This window comes from Thiobacillus sp. (assembly GCF_030696885.1).
Classification (GTDB): Bacteria; Pseudomonadota; Gammaproteobacteria; order Burkholderiales; family Thiobacillaceae; genus Thiobacillus.
In genome coordinates this window covers 35,429-51,285 of sequence record NZ_JAUYRI010000015.1, presented here as the reverse complement: position 1 = coordinate 51,285, position 15,857 = coordinate 35,429, and the positions used below count along the sequence as shown (strand labels likewise).

Sequence of the window (15,857 nt, the reverse complement as noted above, 5' to 3'; positions counted from 1 at the left end):
AGTGGGCGAGCCGCTTGATTCCCGCCAGTCGCCATTCTGTTCGTAGCCCGCTCGCATCCATGCTGCACATTACCAATTCCCTCACGCGTACCAAGGAAGCCTTCGTCCCGCTGGTGCCCGGCCAGGTTCGCATGTACGTCTGCGGCATGACCGTCTACGACCTGTGTCACCTGGGCCATGCGCGGGTGTTCGTGGTGTTCGACATGGTGACACGCTGGCTGCGCGCGAGCGGTTATCAGGTCGAATACGTAAGAAACATAACGGACATCGACGACAAGATCATTAGGCGCGCGCAGGAAAATAAGGAAACCCCGGCCGCGCTGACCGGGCGTTTCATCGACGCGATGCACGCCGACGAACGCGCGCTCGGCGTGCTGCCGCCCGACCACGAGCCGCGCGCCACCGACTATGTGGCGCAGATGCTGGCGCTGATCGGGCAATTGATCGACAAGGGCCTGGCTTATCCGGCGCCCAACGGCGACGTCTACTATAGCGTGCGCGGCTTCCCGACCTATGGCCGCCTGTCCGGCAAGAGCCTCGACGAGCTGCGCGCCGGCGAGCGGGTCGAAGTCGACCCCAGCAAGCGCGACCCGATGGATTTCGTATTGTGGAAAGCCGCCAAGCCGGGCGAGCCGGCGTGGGAGTCGCCCTGGGGGCCGGGCCGCCCCGGCTGGCACATCGAATGCTCGGCGATGAGCGCCGACCTGCTCGGTCAGCACTTCGACATCCACGGCGGCGGCCAGGATCTGCAGTTTCCGCATCACGAAAACGAGATCGCCCAGTCCGAGGGGGCTCACGGCTGCACCTTCGTCAATTACTGGCTGCACAATGGTTTCGTGCGGGTGGACAATGAAAAAATGTCCAAGTCACTGGGCAATTTCTTCACCATCCGCGAAGTGCTGGCGCAATACGACGCCGAAGTGGTGCGCTTCTTCATCCTGCGCGCCCATTACCGCAGCCCGCTGAATTACTCGGATGCCCACCTTGACGACGCCAAAGGCGCACTGACACGGCTCTACACCGCGCTGAAGCACGCGCCGTCGGAGGCGCCGCCGCCCGACTGGACCCAGCCCGCCTCACAGCGCTTCCGTGCGGCGATGGACGACGATTTCAACACCCCGGAAGCCCTCGCGGTGCTGTTCGAACTGGCCGGCGAGGCCAACCGGGGCGATGTTGCGGCGGCGCAGGCCTTGCGCAGCCTCGGTGGCGTGCTCGGCCTGCTGCAGCGCGATACGGCCGATTTCCTGCAGGCGGGGCGCGCAGACGGCAGCCTGTCCGCAAGCGACATCGACGCCCTGATCGCGGCGCGCCGGGCCGCGCGCCAGGCAAAGGACTTCGCCGAGTCTGACCGCATCCGTGACGTGCTCACCACAGCCGGCATCGTGCTGGAAGACGGGGCGGGCGGCACCACCTGGCGTCGCGCCTGAGGCGCCAGCCCGATGACCGCGCGCGCGCTTGTCCTGATCGGCGCCGTGGACTGGCAGCATCCCGCCTGGCGGGGCCGCCTGTACCCCGACGATCTGCCGGACGACTGGCTGTTGTCTTATTACAACACGCGATTTACAGCGGTTTTCCTGCCGGCTGCCGTCTGGCAGGCCGCGTCCGAGGCGACTTGGGCGCACTGGCTGTATGACACCCGGGATGAATTCCATTTCGTGCTGGAGCCAGCCGAGTCAAGTCCCCGCATACCCGAATCCGCGCGGGTGTTGGCGGCCACGCCGGCCTGGCAGGCCGAACACGTCTGGTGGCTGGACGAGGCGCCCGACCTGCGTCTGCTGGCGCAGCGCATCACCCGGCAGGCGGCGAGCGGGGAGCCCCTGTTCGTATTCAGCCGCAGCGGCAATATCGACCTGCTCGAGCAGGTCGATACCCTGAGGCAGGTGATGGGCTACTAAAATTTTCGCGCCGCAGTTCGTGAATGACGGCAGGCCGCGGCGCTCCGGTAAAATGGCCGATCAATAAAAAGCACAGGCCCGATTTCTTGCAACACGACACACTGGTCGAAATCGAGGATGTCGTATTTGGCTATGGTGACCGGCCGGTTTTGAAGGGCATCAACCTGACCGCCCGACGCGGCCAGGTCATCGCCATCATGGGCAGCAGCGGTTGCGGCAAAACCACGCTCTTACGCCTTATCGGCGGGCAGATTCGGCCCGGCGAGGGGCACGTGCGCGTGGCTGGCGAGTCGCTGGGTGAGCTCGACCAAGCGGGCCTGTATCGGCTGCGCCGCAAGATGGGCATGCTGTTCCAGTTCGGCGCGCTGTTCACCGACATGACGGTGTTCGACAACGTGGCGTTCCAGTTGCGCGAGCACACCGACCTGCCGGAAGATGCGATCCGCGACCTGGTGCTGATGAAGCTTCATGCGGTGGGGTTGCGCGGCGCGGCGCACCTGATGCCGGCCGAGCTGTCCGGCGGCATGGCGCGGCGGGTGGCGCTGGCGCGTGCGATCGCGCTGGAACCCATGCTGATGATGTATGACGAACCCTTTGCCGGGCTCGACCCGATTTCGCTGGGGGTGACCGGTAACTTGATCCGGCGCCTGACCGATACGCTCGGGCTGACCTCCGTCGTGGTGACGCATGACGTACAGGAGTCGCTGAAAATCGTCGATTACGTGTATTTCGTCTCGGAAGGCATGATCGTCGCCGAAGGCACGGCGGACGAGATTCGCGCGTCCGATTTGCCCTACGTGCACCAGTTCGTGCATGGCGAGCCCGACGGTCCGGTGCCGTTCCACTACCCGGCGCCGCCCTACGCCGAAGATTTACAACTGGGAGGGGCGAGTGCTTAAGCAATCCATCGAAAATCTCGGCAACCGCACGATCCAGGGCGTCTGGCGCATCGGCTTCGCGGCGCGTTTCTTCGTGGCGGTGCTGCTGCACTCGGGCACTGCATTCCGCCGCTTCGGTCTCACCATTCGCGAGATGTACTTCACCGGGGTGCTGTCGCTGATCATCATCCTGGTGTCGGGCCTGTTCGTAGGCATGGTGCTCGGCCTGCAGGGCTACGAGACGTTGCAGACCTACGGCTCGGAAGAGGCGCTCGGGGTGCTGGTGGCCCTGTCGCTGGTGCGGGAACTCGGGCCGGTGGTGGCGGCGCTGCTGTTTGCCAGCCGTGCCGGGTCTGCGATCACCGCGGAAATCGGGCTGATGAAGGCGACCGAGCAGCTGTCGGCGATGGAAATGATGGCGGTCGACCCGATCGCCCGTGTGGTGGCGCCGCGTTTCTGGGCCGGCGTGATTTCGATGCCGCTCTTGGCGGCGCTGTTCTCGGCCATGGGCATTTTCGGCGGCTATCTGGTCGGCGTGCAGCTGATCGGGGTTGACGAAGGCGCGTTCTGGTCGCAGATGAAGAGCGCGGTCGACTTTGAAGAGGACATTCTGAACGGTGTGATCAAGAGCGTGGTGTTCGGCATTGCCATCACCACGATCGCGCTGTTCGAGGGTTATGACGCGCCGCCGACCGCGGAGGGCGTGTCGGGCGCCACCACGCGCACCGTGGTGACTTCCAGCCTGGCCGTGTTGGCGCTGGATTTCGTGTTGACTGCATTCATGTTCCGGGGGTTGGGCTAAATGAACAAAACCGTACTCGATTTGTGGGTGGGATTATTCGTCATTGCGGGCATCGTGGCGCTGCTGTTCCTCGCACTCAAGGTCGGCAGCATGAGTGCCGTAAAAACATCGAGCAGCTACGAGGTCGTTGCGCGTTTCGACAACATCGGCGGCCTCAAGCCGCGCGCACCGGTGAAAAGCGCAGGGGTCGTGGTGGGGCGGGTGGCGGACATCCGCTTTGACAACGAAACCTACGAAGCCGCCGTTACCCTGCGGCTGGACAAGCGCTATGCTTTTCCCAAGGACACCTCGGCCGCGATCATGACGTCGGGGCTGCTGGGCGAGCAATATATCGGTCTGGAGGCGGGCGGAGACCCCCAGGCCCTGAAGGACCAGGACCGGATTTTCCTCACCCAGTCGGCGGTGGTGCTGGAAAATCTGATCGGACACTTTATCTACGGTAAAGCTCAAGAAGGGGCGCCACAATGAAAATCAAGCCACTCATCCAGACGTTTCTGGCAGCCGGCGTGCTGCTGACCGCGCTGCCCGGACAGGCAGAAACCATCAACCTGCAGCAGGCCGTGCAAATGAGCCTGGCGGCCGATCCACGCATCAAGGAGCGCGAGCAGGTGGTCGAAGCCGCGCGCGGCATGCTGGAAGAAGTGCAGGGCAATGCCGGCTGGCGCGTCACCGCCAATGCCTTTATCGGGCTGGCGCCCGGGGTCGAGGGCGGGTTCTACCAGAACGGCGCCTACAGCGGCACCACGCCGCGCACCGACGGCGGCAAGCTCGACCGCATTTCCGAATGGACCCACCTCGACTTCGCGCTGATCAAGCCGCTCTACACCTTTGGCAAGGTCGAGCGCTATGGTGAGGCGGCGCAGGGCAATATCGACCTCAAGCGCGGCGAACTCAAGCAGAGCCGTACCGACACGGTATACGACACCAAGCGCGCCTATTTCGGTTACTTGACCGCGCGCGATATCCGCTTCTTCCTGGTGGACATGCAGAGTCGCCTGAACCAGTCCATCACCTCGGTCGAACGCAACCTCAAGGAGGAAAGCGGCGAATCGAAGCAGTCCGACCTGTATGCGCTGCAAACGGCCCGCGGCCTGCTGGCCAAATACGTGCACCAGGCGCGCGCGGTCGAGAAAATCAGCCTCGACGGCTTGAAAGTGCTGACGGGCGTCGGTTTACAATCCGACCTCAAGGTGGCCGACGAGCGCATCGTGCCGGTCAGCTTTCCGCAGATCGAGCTGTCCGATTTCCAGGCGCGCGCGTTGCAGGACCGTCCCGAAATGCAGCAGCTCGAAGCCGGTCTGCGCGCCCGCCGTGCCCTGCTGGCCGCCAAAAAGGCCGAGCGCATGCCCGATGTCTATGCTGGCGTGATCGGACAGTTCAACTATGCTTCGCAGCGCGAGCGACTCGATAATCCCTATCTTAGCGACCCCTTCAACGGCGGCGGCATCACGCCAGTGGTTGGCGTGAAGTGGGATTCGGTGTTTGGCGTGACCAGTGCGCGCGTCAACCAGGCGCAGGCCGAGCTGGAAGCGCTGAATCACAAGAAGGCCTTTGCGCTGGCCGGGATTCCGTTCGAAGTGGGCGAAGCCTATGCGCATGCGCAGGCCAATTTCGAGGCGCAGCGCGATCTCGCCGAAGGCGCTGCCGCGGCGCGCCGCTGGATGGTGGCCTCGCTGGCTGATTTTTCAGCCGGGCTCGAAAGCGGCGACAAGGTGGCTGACGCGATCAAGAACTACACGCTGGCGCAGACCGAATATCTGCGCACGATCAACGACTACAACATGAATGTGGCGCAGCTGGCGCGCCTGACGGGTGAACTGAAGTAAACGGTCGGCGTCGAACGCAGGACCGAACTCTTTAACCCCGATTTTACATACAGGAAGAGCTGAACATGTTGCGATCATTTTTGCCGTTGCTTGCGCTGCTGCTGGGATTCAATGCGCCCGCACTGGCCAACGACACCGCGCCCGACGTGCTGGCGCGCACCACCACCCAGGAAGTGCTGGAAATTCTGAAGCGGGACAAGGAACTGCAGAACGGCAACCGGGCGAAGCTCCACCAGCTGGTGGAAGCCAAGATCCTGCCCAATTTCGACTTCAACCGCATGACCCAGCTTGCGCTCGGCAAAAACTGGCCACGCGCCACCGCCAAGCAGAAACAGGAACTGGTGACGGAATTCCGCAACCTGCTGGTGCGCACCTATTCGAGTTCGCTGACCGCGTTTTCGAACCAGACGGTCGAGTTCAAGCCGCTGACGCTGAAACCGACTGACACCGATGTGACCGTGCGTTCCGAGATCCGCCAGCCGGGCGGGCAGCCGATTCCGATTGACTACAGCATGTACAAGACCTCGTTCGGCTGGAAGGTCTATGACGTGACGATCGACAGCGTCAGCCTGGTGACCAATTACCGCGCGTCTTTTGCCAGCACCATCCGCCAACATGGCATCGACGGCCTGATCAAGACGATGGCCGAGCAGTCCGCGCATGGCGCGGCCAGCCCGGCCCCGGCCCCGCGTTCCGGATCGTGATCACCTGCGATGACAGCTGCTGCCATATCGGCGGCGCAGTGACCGTCGACAGTGTCGGCGGCCTGTTGCGCGAATTGCAGCCGCGCATTGCAAGCGGTCTGGCCACGCTGGATTTCAGTGCGGTCGAGAGTGTCGATTCGGCCGCCCTCGCGCTGGTGTTCAGTGCCATGCGGCAGGCCAGGCAAGCGGGCCATACGCTGACCTGCACCGGTTTGCCCGAAAGCTTCACCACGCTGGCCGAATTGTACGGAGTGGCCGAGCTGTTGCCGGCATGACCCCTGCGATCCGGGTCAGCGAGCTGCGCAAGCGCTTTCGCACCACCCAGGCACTCGACGGCGTTTCGATCGACATCCAGCAAGGCGAGTTCTTCGGCCTCTTGGGCCCCAACGGGGCAGGCAAGACCACCCTGATTTCCATTCTCGCCGGGCTCACCCGCGCCGATGCCGGCCACGCTGAAATCATGGGCCACGACGTGGTGCGCGACTATCGCCAGTCGCGCCGCGCGCTGGGCGTGGTGCCGCAGGAGCTGGTCTACGATCCCTTCTTCAACGTGCGCGAGACGCTGCGCATCCAGTCCGGCTATTTCGGCCTGAAGCACAATGACGGCTGGATCGACGAGATCATGCATCACCTCGATCTCGCCCAGCATGCGGACAAAAACACGCAAAGCCTGTCGGGCGGCATGAAGCGCCGCCTGCTGGTGGCGCAGGCGCTGGTGCACAAGCCGCCGGTCATCGTGCTCGACGAGCCGACCGCCGGGGTCGACGTCGACCTGCGCCGATCGCTGTGGGCATTCATCAGCCGCCTCAACCGCGAGGGGCACACTATCCTGCTGACCACGCATTATCTGGAAGAAGCCGAGGCGCTGTGCGGCCGCATCGCCATGCTGAAAAGCGGGCGCGTGGTCGCCTGCGACACGACGCGCAATCTGTTGCAGCTGACCAACGAGCATTGCGCGCAGTTGCGGATCGATGCCGCAGCTGCGCCGGCTGCCTGGCAGGGCCGCCTGCAAGCCGGCGCCGACGGCAGCTGGCGCATCAATTTCAGCGAGTATGCCGAGCTGGAAAGCCTGCTCGCCGATTTGCGCGTCGCCGGCATCCGCGTGATCGAAATGCAGCTGCAGGAACCCGACCTGGAGGATGTCTTTACCGACATCATGAAACGGACATGAGCGGGCTTTCGGCACTGTTCTACAAGGAAATGCTGCGCTTCTGGAAAGTGATGGTGCAGACTGTGGTCGCCCCGGTGGTCACTGCCTTGCTCTATCTGCTGATCTTCTCGCACGTGCTGGAAGCGCACATCGAGGTCTATCCCGGCGTCTCCTACACCAGCTTCCTGGTGCCGGGGCTGGTGATGATGAGCATGCTGCAGAACGCGTTTTCCAACAGCTCGTCGAGCCTGATCCAGTCGAAGATGCAGGGCAACATCGTGTTCGTGCTGCTGCCGCCGCTGTCCTATCTGGAGTTCTTCCTGGCCTACCTGGGGGCGGCGGTGATCCGTGGTCTGGTGGTTGGCCTTGGAGTGTGGCTGGTGACGCTGTGGTTCGCGCCGTGGCAGGCGCCCCACCTGGGCTGGTTGCTGGCCTATGCGCTGCTGGCCTGCGCCATCATGGGGGCGATCGGCATCGTGGCCGGCATCTGGGCGGAAAAATACGACCAGCTGGCGGCGTTCCAGAACTTCCTGATCCTGCCGCTCACCTTCCTGTCCGGGGTGTTCTATTCGATCCATTCGCTGCCTGCCTTCTGGCAAGGCGTGTCGCACGCCAACCCGGTGTTCTACCTGATCGACGGTTTTCGCTATGCGTTTGTCGGCCACTCCGACAGCGACCCCTGGCTCGGTCTGCTGGTCGCCAGTGCCTGCTTTGTGGCAATATCCGCGATTACCCTGGTGCTGCTCAAGCGCGGCTACAAACTCAGACACTGAAGAGGCACGACAAGCATGGTTACCCCCGACGACATCAAAGGCTGGATCACCGAGAAACTGCCGTGTGACCACATCGAACTCGACGGCGACGGCCAACATTTCCAGGCGGTCATCGTCAGCCCGGCTTTCACCGGCAAGAACATGATCCAGCAGCACCGTCTGGTGTACGACGCGCTCGGCACCCGCATGCACGCGCAGATCCATGCGCTGTCGATGAAGACCTACACCCCTGAAGACTGGGCTGCCCGCTGAAATGGATGCCCTGCTGATACACGGCGGCAACCCGCTGGCCGGCGAAGTGCGCATTTCTGGCGCCAAGAACGCCGCACTGCCGATCCTGACCGCCAGCCTGCTGTCGGCCGGTCCACTGAAGCTCGCCAACGTGCCGCACCTCAAGGACATCAGCACCATGCTGGCGCTGCTCGGCCACATGGGCGTGCGGGTGACGCTGGACGACCAGAACCACGTCACCCTGTGCGGTGAATCCATCCCGCACAAGGAGGCGCCGTATGAAATGGTGAAAACCATGCGTGCCGCCATCCTGGTGCTGGGACCGACGCTGGCGCGCTTCGGCGATGCGCGGGTCAGCCTGCCCGGCGGCTGCGCCATCGGCTCGCGCCCGGTCGACCTCCACATCAAGGGCCTGCAGGCGATGGGGGCCGACATCAGCATCGAGCATGGCTACATCCATGCCCGCTGCAAGCGTCTCAAGGGCGCGCGCATCGTGATGGACATGGTGACCGTGACCGGCACCGAAAACCTGATGATGGCCGCCGCACTGGCCGACGGCACCACGGTGCTGGAAAACGCCGCGCGCGAACCCGAAGTGGTCGATCTCGCGCGCTGCCTGATCGCAATGGGCGCAAAAATCGAAGGCGCGGGCAGCGACGTCATCACCATCCACGGCGTCGATCAGCTGCACGGCGCGGACTATGCCGTGATGGCCGACCGCATCGAGACCGGCACCTTTCTGGTCGCCGCCGCCATGGCAGGGGGGCGTGTGCGTGCCACCCACGCCCAGCCCGAGACACTTGAAGCGGTGATCGCCAAGCTGCGCGAGGCGGGCGCCCAGGTGAGCGTGGGCGACGACTGGATCGAGGTCGCGTCCGACGGAAAACTGAAAGCCGTGGACGTGCGCACCGCGCCGCACCCGGCATTCCCCACCGACATGCAGGCGCAGTTCATGGCGATGAACACCATCGCCGAGGGGGCGGCCAGCGTCACCGAAACGATTTTCGAAAACCGCTTCATGCACGTGCAGGAACTGCGCCGGCTGGGCGCCAATATCGAAGTGTCCGGGCATACCGCCCTGGTGCGCGGCGTGCCGCGGCTCGACGGCGCGATCGTCATGGCCACCGACCTGCGCGCCTCGGCTTGTCTGGTCCTGGCTGGACTGGTCGCGGCGGGCGAGACCACCATCGAACGCATCTACCATCTCGACCGCGGCTACGAACGCATCGAGGAAAAACTGACCCAGCTGGGGGCGCGCATCAAGCGCGTGCATTGAGCAGACATTGCATATGAGCTATTCAGGCATCACGCTGGCCCTGTCGAAGGGCCGCATTTTTGAAGAAACCGTGCCGCTGCTGGCGGCGGCCGGCATCACGCCGTCCGAAAGCCCCGAATCCTCGCGTAAGCTCATCATCGGCACCAACCGTGCCGACGTGCGGCTGATCATCGTGCGCGCCAGCGACGTGCCGACCTACGTGCAATACGGTGCCGCCGACCTCGGCATTGCCGGCAAGGACGTGCTGAACGAACACGGCGGCAACGGCCTCTATCAGCCACTGGATCTGCAGATCGCCAAGTGCCGCATGATGGTTGCGGTGCGCGAAGGCTATGACTACGCCGGCACGGTGAAGCAGGGCGCGCGCATCCGTGTTGCGACCAAATACGTCAACGCAGCGCGCGACCACTTTGCGTCCAAGGGTGTGCACATCGATCTGATCAAGCTGTATGGCTCGATGGAGCTGGCCCCGCTGGTCGGCCTGTCCGACGTCATCGTCGACCTCGTCTCCACCGGCGGCACCCTCAAGGCCAATGACCTCGTCGCAGTGGAACATATCTGCGACATCAGCTCGCGGCTGGTGGTCAACCAGGCCGCGTTGAAGCTCAAGCGCAGCCTGATCCAGCCGGTGATCGATGCGTTTTCAACGGCAGTCGGCAACCGCGACGCAGCCTAGTCGTGCAGGCCGTATTCAATCCAGCCGCGTGGACACCCGTCGTCCTCGCCTGGTCGTTCCTGCTGCTTCTGCCCTTCAGTCGCTCGTCCGAACTGCCCATGTTCATCATGGCCATCCTCGGCGGCGTATTGATCTGGAAGCACGGTAAAGAGGCCGTATGGGAAGGCGGCGCCAGGACGTTCAGCCTGCTGTTCCTGTGCGTCTGGGTTCCCATGGCACTGTCGGTGCCCGATTCGCTGTGGTTCGAGAAATCGCTCAGCACCACGCTGACCTACCCGCGCATCTACCTGGCCGGCATTTTCCTGATCTGGATGCTGCGCGAAGAACTCCCGCGCCAGCGCCTGCTCAAGTTGGCGGCGTGGCTGCTGCTGTTCTGGGTGGTCGATGCGCTGATTCAGGCGGTGGTCGGCTACAACCTGCTGGGCTATGCCTACCCCGACCGCCTCAATGGCCTGTTCGGCCCCAAGAACTGGAAACTCGGCCTCACCCTTGCCATGCTGTCGCCCATCGTGTGGGAATATGTCTCGCGCAATGGGGAAAAATGGCATTTGGCGCTGGCCTGGCTGGGTACGGCGACCGTCGTGCTGCTGGCGAGCAATCGCGAAAGCTGGGTCGTGTTTGCTCTCGCCACCGTGATGTGGGTATGGGTGTATGCACGGCGGCTGGGATTCCACCCGCTGAAGCTTCTGGGCCCCATTGTGCTGATTGCGGCAGTGGCAGGCGCAGGTGCTTATCAGGCCAACCCCAAGTTTGCACAGCGTGTCGATCAGTCGATCGGTGCCCTGGATTTCAGTTACGAAAGCCTCAACGTAGCCAGTTCTTTACGGCTGCATTTGTGGAAAAACGCAGCGACGGTATTGGAAAATCACCCGCTCAACGGAGCCGGGGTGAGAAGCTATCGTTACGCCTATGCCAAGTATGCAGAAGCGAATGATCCTTATGTCAGCCCCGATGGCACAGGCATGATCTACGCTCATCAGCTCTTGCTTGAGGTGGGGTCGGAAACCGGGATGATCGGCCTTGCAGGATTGGTGGGGGTCTTTGTGATCCTGATCCGGGCTAGTCGAGGCGTATCCGGCCGTTCGCTAACGTGGGCCGCATGGCTGGGAGCGTTTGTCTGGTTGTTTCCCTTTAATACACACACCGCTCTTTATTCAGCGTATTGGTCATTGCTGCTCGGCTGGCTGATTGCGATTTCGTTCGCGCGTGACCGGCTGGCTGATGCTCCAAATCCATGAGTTGGGTTGCCTATGCCTATCTGACACGTTTTGTAGGTGTTTTTCGGACGGGGTAGGATAATTGGCAACTTATCGCCTCGATTCATTTTAGTAGCCCCCATTACAGCAATCATGACCAAAAAAGCCCTCATCACCGGCGTCACCGGCCAGGACGGCGCCTACCTTGCCGAATTCCTGCTGGGCAAGGGCTACGAAGTCCACGGCATCAAGCGCCGTACGTCGCTGTTCAACACCGACCGCATCGACCATCTGTATCAGGACCCGCACGAGACCGGCCGCAAGTTCATCCTGCACCACGGCGACCTGACCGACAGCTCCAGCCTCATCCGCATCATCCAGCAGGTTCAGCCCGACGAAATCTACAACCTGGCTGCGCAAAGCCACGTTGCCGTCAGCTTCGAGGAACCCGAATACACCGCCAACTCCGATGCCCTCGGCGCCCTGCGCATCCTCGAAGCCATCCGCATCCTTGGCCTGGAAAAGAAAACCCGCTTCTATCAGGCGTCCACCAGCGAACTCTTCGGCTTGGTCCAGGAAATCCCGCAAAAGGAAACCACCCCCTTCTACCCGCGCAGCCCCTACGCCTGCGCCAAGCTGTACGCCTACTGGATCACCGTCAACTATCGCGAGGCCTACGGCATGTATGCCTGCAACGGCATCCTGTTCAACCACGAATCCCCGATCCGTGGCGAAACCTTCGTCACCCGCAAGATTACCCGCGCGCTCGCCCGCATCAAGCTCGGCCTGCAGGAGTGTCTCTTCCTCGGCAACATGGACGCCAAACGCGACTGGGGCCATGCCAAGGACTACGTCGAAATGCAGTGGCTGATGCTGCAGCAGGACCAGGCCGAAGACTTCGTCATCGCCACCGGCGTGCAGTACTCGGTCCGGGACTTCGTCAACGCCGCCGCCAGGGAACTCGGCATGGACATCCGCTGGGAAGGGCAGGGCGTCGACGAGAAGGGTTACCTTGTGCCCCCCTCGCCCTCGGGGAGAGGGGCTGGGGGTGAGGGCGCCGGGAGAGGGGCAGGGGGTGAGGGCGCAGCAGGCAAATGCATCGTCGCCGTCGACCCGCGCTACTTCCGCCCCACCGAAGTCGAAACCCTGCTGGGCGATCCCAGCAAGGCCAAGGACAAGCTCGGCTGGACCCCGAAGATCAGCTTCGACGAACTGGTGGCCGAGATGGTGCGCGAGGACCTCAAGGCGGCCGAACGCGACGAGCTGGTGAAGAAGCATGGCTACAAGGCCATGGACTACCACGAGTAGGGCCATGGACAACGCTGTTGGATATCGCTGTATCGTCTGCTCTCCTCCAAGTAATTGTGAGCGGTGAGGGTGAGCTTTCGTGGAATTCATGATTGACTACAGTGGCTAAAAGATCATTGTGAGATCCTTGGCGCAACTCATGCATCTTGGGCTAAGCCAATTGGGGGGCTCTCATTAAGGTGATCCCCGCTTGGCTCAAGCTCCTGTCAGCCCCCCTGTGGGCAAGAATCGTGCACCGTCCAAATCTGCAAAAAATGCTCACCAATACGGGCTGGCTGTTGGGCGACAAGATTCTCCGTATGGGGGTGGGGCTGCTTGTCGGCGTGTGGGTGGCGCGTTATCTGGGCCCCGAGCAATTTGGCGCCATGAATTACGCGATGGCCATTGTCGCCTTGTTCGGAGCGCTAGCCGGGCTGGGGCTGAACGGCATCGTCGTGCGAGACCTGGTGCGGAAGCCCGAGGGGACCAGCCTCACCCTGGGTACGGCATTCGTATTGCAACTGATTGGCGGCTTCCTGGCTTTTGTCCTGGCTGTCGCTGCCATCAGCATCATGCGCCCGGCTGACGATCTCGCCAGGACAATGGTCGCAATATTGGGATTTGCCTTGGTATTCAAGTCAGCCGAGGTGGTGAAGTATTGGTTTGAATCTCAGGTTAAGTCCAAGTACACCGTATGGGCGGAACATTGCGTCTTCCTCGCCTTGGCGGCAGTCAGGGTCGTCCTGATCCTGAACCAGGCGCCGCTCCTGGCTTTTGTGTGGGCCGCATTGGCAGAAACTGTATTGGCCGGAGTGTTCTTGCTGTTGATCTATTCGAGGAAAGCTGGAGCGCTGTCGCGCTGGAGCGCAAACTTGTCGCGTGCAAAAGGTTTGCTTATGGAAAGCTGGCCGCTGATTCTTGGATCCATGGCTTCCATGATCAATATGCGAATGGACCAGGTGATGCTCGGATCGATGGTCAATAATACGGTTGTCGGCAACTATTCTGCAGCAGTGCGTTTGGCAGAGGTATGGCTGATCGTTCCGGGCATTATTGGTTCGTCGATCTACCCTGCTATCATCGCGGCAAAAGAAAAAAGCGAGGAGCTGTATCGGCGGAGAATTCTGCAGACCACCAAACTAATGGCTGCAGGCGTGTTGCCTGTGGCTGTAATCATTTCCCTGCTGTCCAATCACATTGTTCATCTTGTCTACGGCCAGCAATTCGCTTCCGCCGGGAATTATCTGGCAATTTATATCTGGACCGGCGTGCCCTATTTGGTGTTTTTCGTTTTAAACCAGATGTTTTATATAGAAGGGCTGCTGAAAGTTGGATTTTTGGTGTCGGTTTTTGCTGTTTCTTCGAATTTGCTGCTCAATTTCATGTTAATACCTATGTTCGGAGGTATGGGGGCGGCGTTCGCTACATTGGCAACGGCTGTGGGGGCGACACTGCTCTCCTTGTTTATCCTCAACTTAAAAACCGGAATTTTTCTTAAAAGGAAATAAAGCCCTTCCCTATGAAATTTATTGTCTTCTTGCTGAAAAAGATTCGCAGTTTGGCCGAGGTAGCAACTGGTACAGAGATAGCTTTCAAGAGAAGGCCACGTGTGAAGATCAGGCTGCACCCGAAAGCGGTGTCCGATGGCAGGGCAATGGCGCTATACGCCGACCTCACGGATAAATTCTGCACGTTCAAACCGTCGAACGTATTTGAAATCGGTGCAAATTATGCTCAAGATGCCGAATACTTGAGGAAGCGTTTTGGGCTGAAAGAGCCCGATATTTTTGTTTTCGAGCCGCATTCTGAAATCATCAAAGCGGTAAGGGAACTCTACAACTTTAATAGTTATAACATCGCGATTTCTAACCACAATGGCAGAGCGATATTTCACGCCATTGACGTGGAAAATAACGAATACCAAAACAGCGGCATCTCCTCGCTTAAAAAAGGGCTAACGACCCATAGCCAGAATTTTATTGATATCGAAGTTGCCGTGGTCAGGATGGATACCTTCATCCGAGAGAACAAAATCGAAACCGTCGACTTTCTCAAACTCGATGTGGAGGGCGTCAATTACGAAGTTCTGGAAGGCTTTGGTGACGAACTCTCAAGGGTAAAGGCGATACAAGTTGAAGGGGAATATCGGCAATACTGGGAGGGCCAAAAGCTTTATTGGGACATCGAACAACTTCTGAGGAAAAACAATTTCGAATTGATTTATTTCTCCTTATCGGACGACGGTGTGCAGTCTGATTCCTTCTGGGTCCAGAAACGCTACATTGCCAGAGCGGCAAACGATGGGTATTGAAAAAAAGAACAATGCCGTCGTGTTCGGCTTGACTGCCGACCATGTCTTCGCGGTCGCATGCGTGATGATGGACATCAGAAGGCTTTCCCCTGGCCTGGTCGATGAAGTGGTCATCATTCATGATGGCATCAGGGAAAAGGATCGAAAGTTACTCGGGACAATTCTTCCAACCCGCTTCATTCATTATGACTTTCCTTTGAAAAGTTGCAGGGTGCTCGATGCAAGGGCGGTGAGGCAGTTCACCAAGATGGTTTTTACTAAGTTTGAGTGCCTCAGGCTTTTGGATGACTATAAGAATGTCATGTGGTCAGACTATGACATAGTTATCAAATCGGATATATCAGAGCTTTTTTCAACCTGTGTCCCGGGTATCAAGATGGTGCCGGGGGGCCTTCCGGTCAGAGGGCAATTGCACGAAGCTGTTGACGAATACGACATGGACGTTGAAGGGGTGAGTGCTGGCATATTCGTGTTTCAGGATAACCTGAAAAATTACAAGGAGATGCACCAATTCTGCTACGCAAAACTGGAAAAATACGCGGAAATCTTGTACATGCCAGAGCAAGCCATTTTTGATTTCATGCTCCAGGAATACCGGTTGCAGCCGGATACCATTGATGTCAAAGTCTATTCCCCGCACCCGACTGATCCCGTCCACGCTGAGCATGCCAAAATCATCCATGCGTATGGGCAACCCAAATTCTGGAACGGCCTTCAAAACGACCAGTGGGACAGCAACTACAAGGCCTGGCTGCGGATGGGCGGCAGCCGATACAGGCCGTTAACTGTAATTGACAGACTGCTGAGAAAGGCCAAAAGACTCAGCCATCGAATGGGGATGGGGACATAGGC

18 protein-coding genes are annotated in these 15,857 nt (G+C 60.5%); all 18 read left to right on the top strand.

The annotated features are described in order from the left end of the window. Positions 1-59: 59 nt before the first annotated feature. The 18 genes from cysS to Q8R61_RS07305 all read left to right on the top strand — a co-directional run bounded on the left by cysS (position 60) and on the right by Q8R61_RS07305 (position 15,855). Positions 60-1,427, top strand: a complete 1,368-nt coding sequence (gene cysS, locus Q8R61_RS07390; RefSeq protein WP_305535786.1) for a cysteine--tRNA ligase — start codon at positions 60-62, stop codon at positions 1,425-1,427. 12 nt (positions 1,428-1,439) lie between these two features. Then, positions 1,440-1,895 carry a hypothetical protein gene (locus Q8R61_RS07385; protein WP_305535784.1) on the top strand — a complete coding sequence of 152 codons (456 nt, stop codon included), beginning with the start codon at positions 1,440-1,442 and terminating at the stop codon, positions 1,893-1,895. Positions 1,896-1,981: 86 nt separating this feature from the next. Continuing rightward, a complete protein-coding gene (locus Q8R61_RS07380) occupies positions 1,982-2,794 on the top strand; it encodes an ABC transporter ATP-binding protein (RefSeq protein WP_305535782.1) in 813 nt (270 codons plus the stop codon). Next, positions 2,787-3,575: a lipid asymmetry maintenance ABC transporter permease subunit MlaE gene (mlaE, locus tag Q8R61_RS07375; RefSeq protein ID WP_305535780.1), complete on the top strand. Its 789-nt coding sequence runs from the start codon at positions 2,787-2,789 to the stop codon at positions 3,573-3,575. Before Q8R61_RS07380 ends, mlaE begins: the two co-directional genes overlap by 8 nt. Beyond that, positions 3,576-4,043: an outer membrane lipid asymmetry maintenance protein MlaD gene (gene mlaD / locus Q8R61_RS07370; protein WP_305535778.1), complete on the top strand. Its 468-nt coding sequence runs from the start codon at positions 3,576-3,578 to the stop codon at positions 4,041-4,043. Next, the gene (locus tag Q8R61_RS07365; protein ID WP_305535776.1) at positions 4,040-5,401 is read left to right on the top strand and encodes a TolC family protein; all 1,362 of its coding nucleotides are present in this window, start codon (positions 4,040-4,042) and stop codon (positions 5,399-5,401) included. The genes mlaD and Q8R61_RS07365 overlap by 4 nt, the downstream gene beginning before the upstream one ends. 65 nt (positions 5,402-5,466) lie before the next feature. Beyond that, a complete protein-coding gene (locus Q8R61_RS07360; RefSeq protein WP_305535774.1) occupies positions 5,467-6,105 on the top strand; it encodes a phospholipid-binding protein MlaC in 639 nt (212 codons plus the stop codon). Beyond that, complete coding sequence (locus tag Q8R61_RS07355) at positions 6,102-6,380, top strand: lipid asymmetry maintenance protein MlaB (protein ID WP_305535772.1); 279 nt, start codon at positions 6,102-6,104, stop codon at positions 6,378-6,380. Before Q8R61_RS07360 ends, Q8R61_RS07355 begins: the two co-directional genes overlap by 4 nt. Then, positions 6,377-7,276, top strand: coding sequence for an ABC transporter ATP-binding protein (locus Q8R61_RS07350; RefSeq protein ID WP_305535770.1), 900 nt, complete (start codon positions 6,377-6,379; stop codon positions 7,274-7,276). The genes Q8R61_RS07355 and Q8R61_RS07350 overlap by 4 nt, the downstream gene beginning before the upstream one ends. Continuing rightward, positions 7,273-8,028 (top strand): ABC transporter permease, encoded by a 756-nt coding sequence (locus tag Q8R61_RS07345; protein ID WP_305535768.1) that lies wholly within the window; start codon positions 7,273-7,275, stop codon positions 8,026-8,028. Before Q8R61_RS07350 ends, Q8R61_RS07345 begins: the two co-directional genes overlap by 4 nt. 15 nt (positions 8,029-8,043) lie before the next feature. After that, entirely contained in the window at positions 8,044-8,280 is a 237-nt protein-coding gene (locus Q8R61_RS07340; RefSeq protein ID WP_296644136.1) for a BolA family protein, read from the top strand. Between the two features lies 1 nt (position 8,281). After that, complete coding sequence (gene murA, locus Q8R61_RS07335) at positions 8,282-9,535, top strand: UDP-N-acetylglucosamine 1-carboxyvinyltransferase (RefSeq protein ID WP_305535763.1); 1,254 nt, start codon at positions 8,282-8,284, stop codon at positions 9,533-9,535. 13 nt (positions 9,536-9,548) lie between these two features. Continuing rightward, positions 9,549-10,211: an ATP phosphoribosyltransferase gene (hisG, locus tag Q8R61_RS07330; RefSeq protein WP_305535761.1), complete on the top strand. Its 663-nt coding sequence runs from the start codon at positions 9,549-9,551 to the stop codon at positions 10,209-10,211. 2 nt (positions 10,212-10,213) lie between these two features. Then, positions 10,214-11,449 (top strand): O-antigen ligase, encoded by a 1,236-nt coding sequence (locus Q8R61_RS07325; RefSeq protein ID WP_305535759.1) that lies wholly within the window; start codon positions 10,214-10,216, stop codon positions 11,447-11,449. A gap of 111 nt (positions 11,450-11,560) precedes the next feature. Beyond that, complete coding sequence (gene gmd, locus Q8R61_RS07320; RefSeq protein ID WP_305535757.1) at positions 11,561-12,715, top strand: GDP-mannose 4,6-dehydratase; 1,155 nt, start codon at positions 11,561-11,563, stop codon at positions 12,713-12,715. A gap of 230 nt (positions 12,716-12,945) precedes the next feature. Continuing rightward, on the top strand, positions 12,946-14,202 hold the full coding sequence (locus Q8R61_RS07315) for a flippase (protein ID WP_305535755.1): 1,257 nt from the start codon (positions 12,946-12,948) through the stop codon (positions 14,200-14,202). Between the two features lie 11 nt (positions 14,203-14,213). Continuing rightward, complete coding sequence (locus Q8R61_RS07310; protein ID WP_305535753.1) at positions 14,214-15,005, top strand: FkbM family methyltransferase; 792 nt, start codon at positions 14,214-14,216, stop codon at positions 15,003-15,005. Next, entirely contained in the window at positions 14,995-15,855 is an 861-nt protein-coding gene (locus Q8R61_RS07305) for a glycosyltransferase (RefSeq protein WP_305535751.1), read from the top strand. The genes Q8R61_RS07310 and Q8R61_RS07305 overlap by 11 nt, the downstream gene beginning before the upstream one ends. Positions 15,856-15,857 lie beyond the last annotated feature (2 nt).

Excerpts from the sequence above, each read along its gene's own strand:
- Q8R61_RS07365 (WP_305535776.1), top strand. The coding sequence starts at position 4,040 with ATGAAAATCAAGCCACTCATCCAGACGTTTCTGGCAGCCGGCGTGCTG.
- Q8R61_RS07360 (WP_305535774.1), top strand. The coding sequence starts at position 5,467 with ATGTTGCGATCATTTTTGCCGTTGCTTGCGCTGCTGCTGGGATTCAAT.
- mlaD (WP_305535778.1), top strand. The coding sequence starts at position 3,576 with ATGAACAAAACCGTACTCGATTTGTGGGTGGGATTATTCGTCATTGCG.
- Q8R61_RS07305 (WP_305535751.1), top strand. The coding sequence starts at position 14,995 with ATGGGTATTGAAAAAAAGAACAATGCCGTCGTGTTCGGCTTGACTGCC.
- Q8R61_RS07340 (WP_296644136.1), top strand. The coding sequence starts at position 8,044 with ATGGTTACCCCCGACGACATCAAAGGCTGGATCACCGAGAAACTGCCG.
- Q8R61_RS07385 (WP_305535784.1), top strand. The coding sequence starts at position 1,440 with ATGACCGCGCGCGCGCTTGTCCTGATCGGCGCCGTGGACTGGCAGCAT.
- Q8R61_RS07350 (WP_305535770.1), top strand. The coding sequence starts at position 6,377 with ATGACCCCTGCGATCCGGGTCAGCGAGCTGCGCAAGCGCTTTCGCACC.
- hisG (WP_305535761.1), top strand. The coding sequence starts at position 9,549 with ATGAGCTATTCAGGCATCACGCTGGCCCTGTCGAAGGGCCGCATTTTT.
- gmd (WP_305535757.1), top strand. The coding sequence starts at position 11,561 with ATGACCAAAAAAGCCCTCATCACCGGCGTCACCGGCCAGGACGGCGCC.
- cysS (WP_305535786.1), top strand. The coding sequence starts at position 60 with ATGCTGCACATTACCAATTCCCTCACGCGTACCAAGGAAGCCTTCGTC.
- Q8R61_RS07345 (WP_305535768.1), top strand. The coding sequence starts at position 7,273 with ATGAGCGGGCTTTCGGCACTGTTCTACAAGGAAATGCTGCGCTTCTGG.
- murA (WP_305535763.1), top strand. The coding sequence starts at position 8,282 with ATGGATGCCCTGCTGATACACGGCGGCAACCCGCTGGCCGGCGAAGTG.
- Q8R61_RS07310 (WP_305535753.1), top strand. The coding sequence starts at position 14,214 with ATGAAATTTATTGTCTTCTTGCTGAAAAAGATTCGCAGTTTGGCCGAG.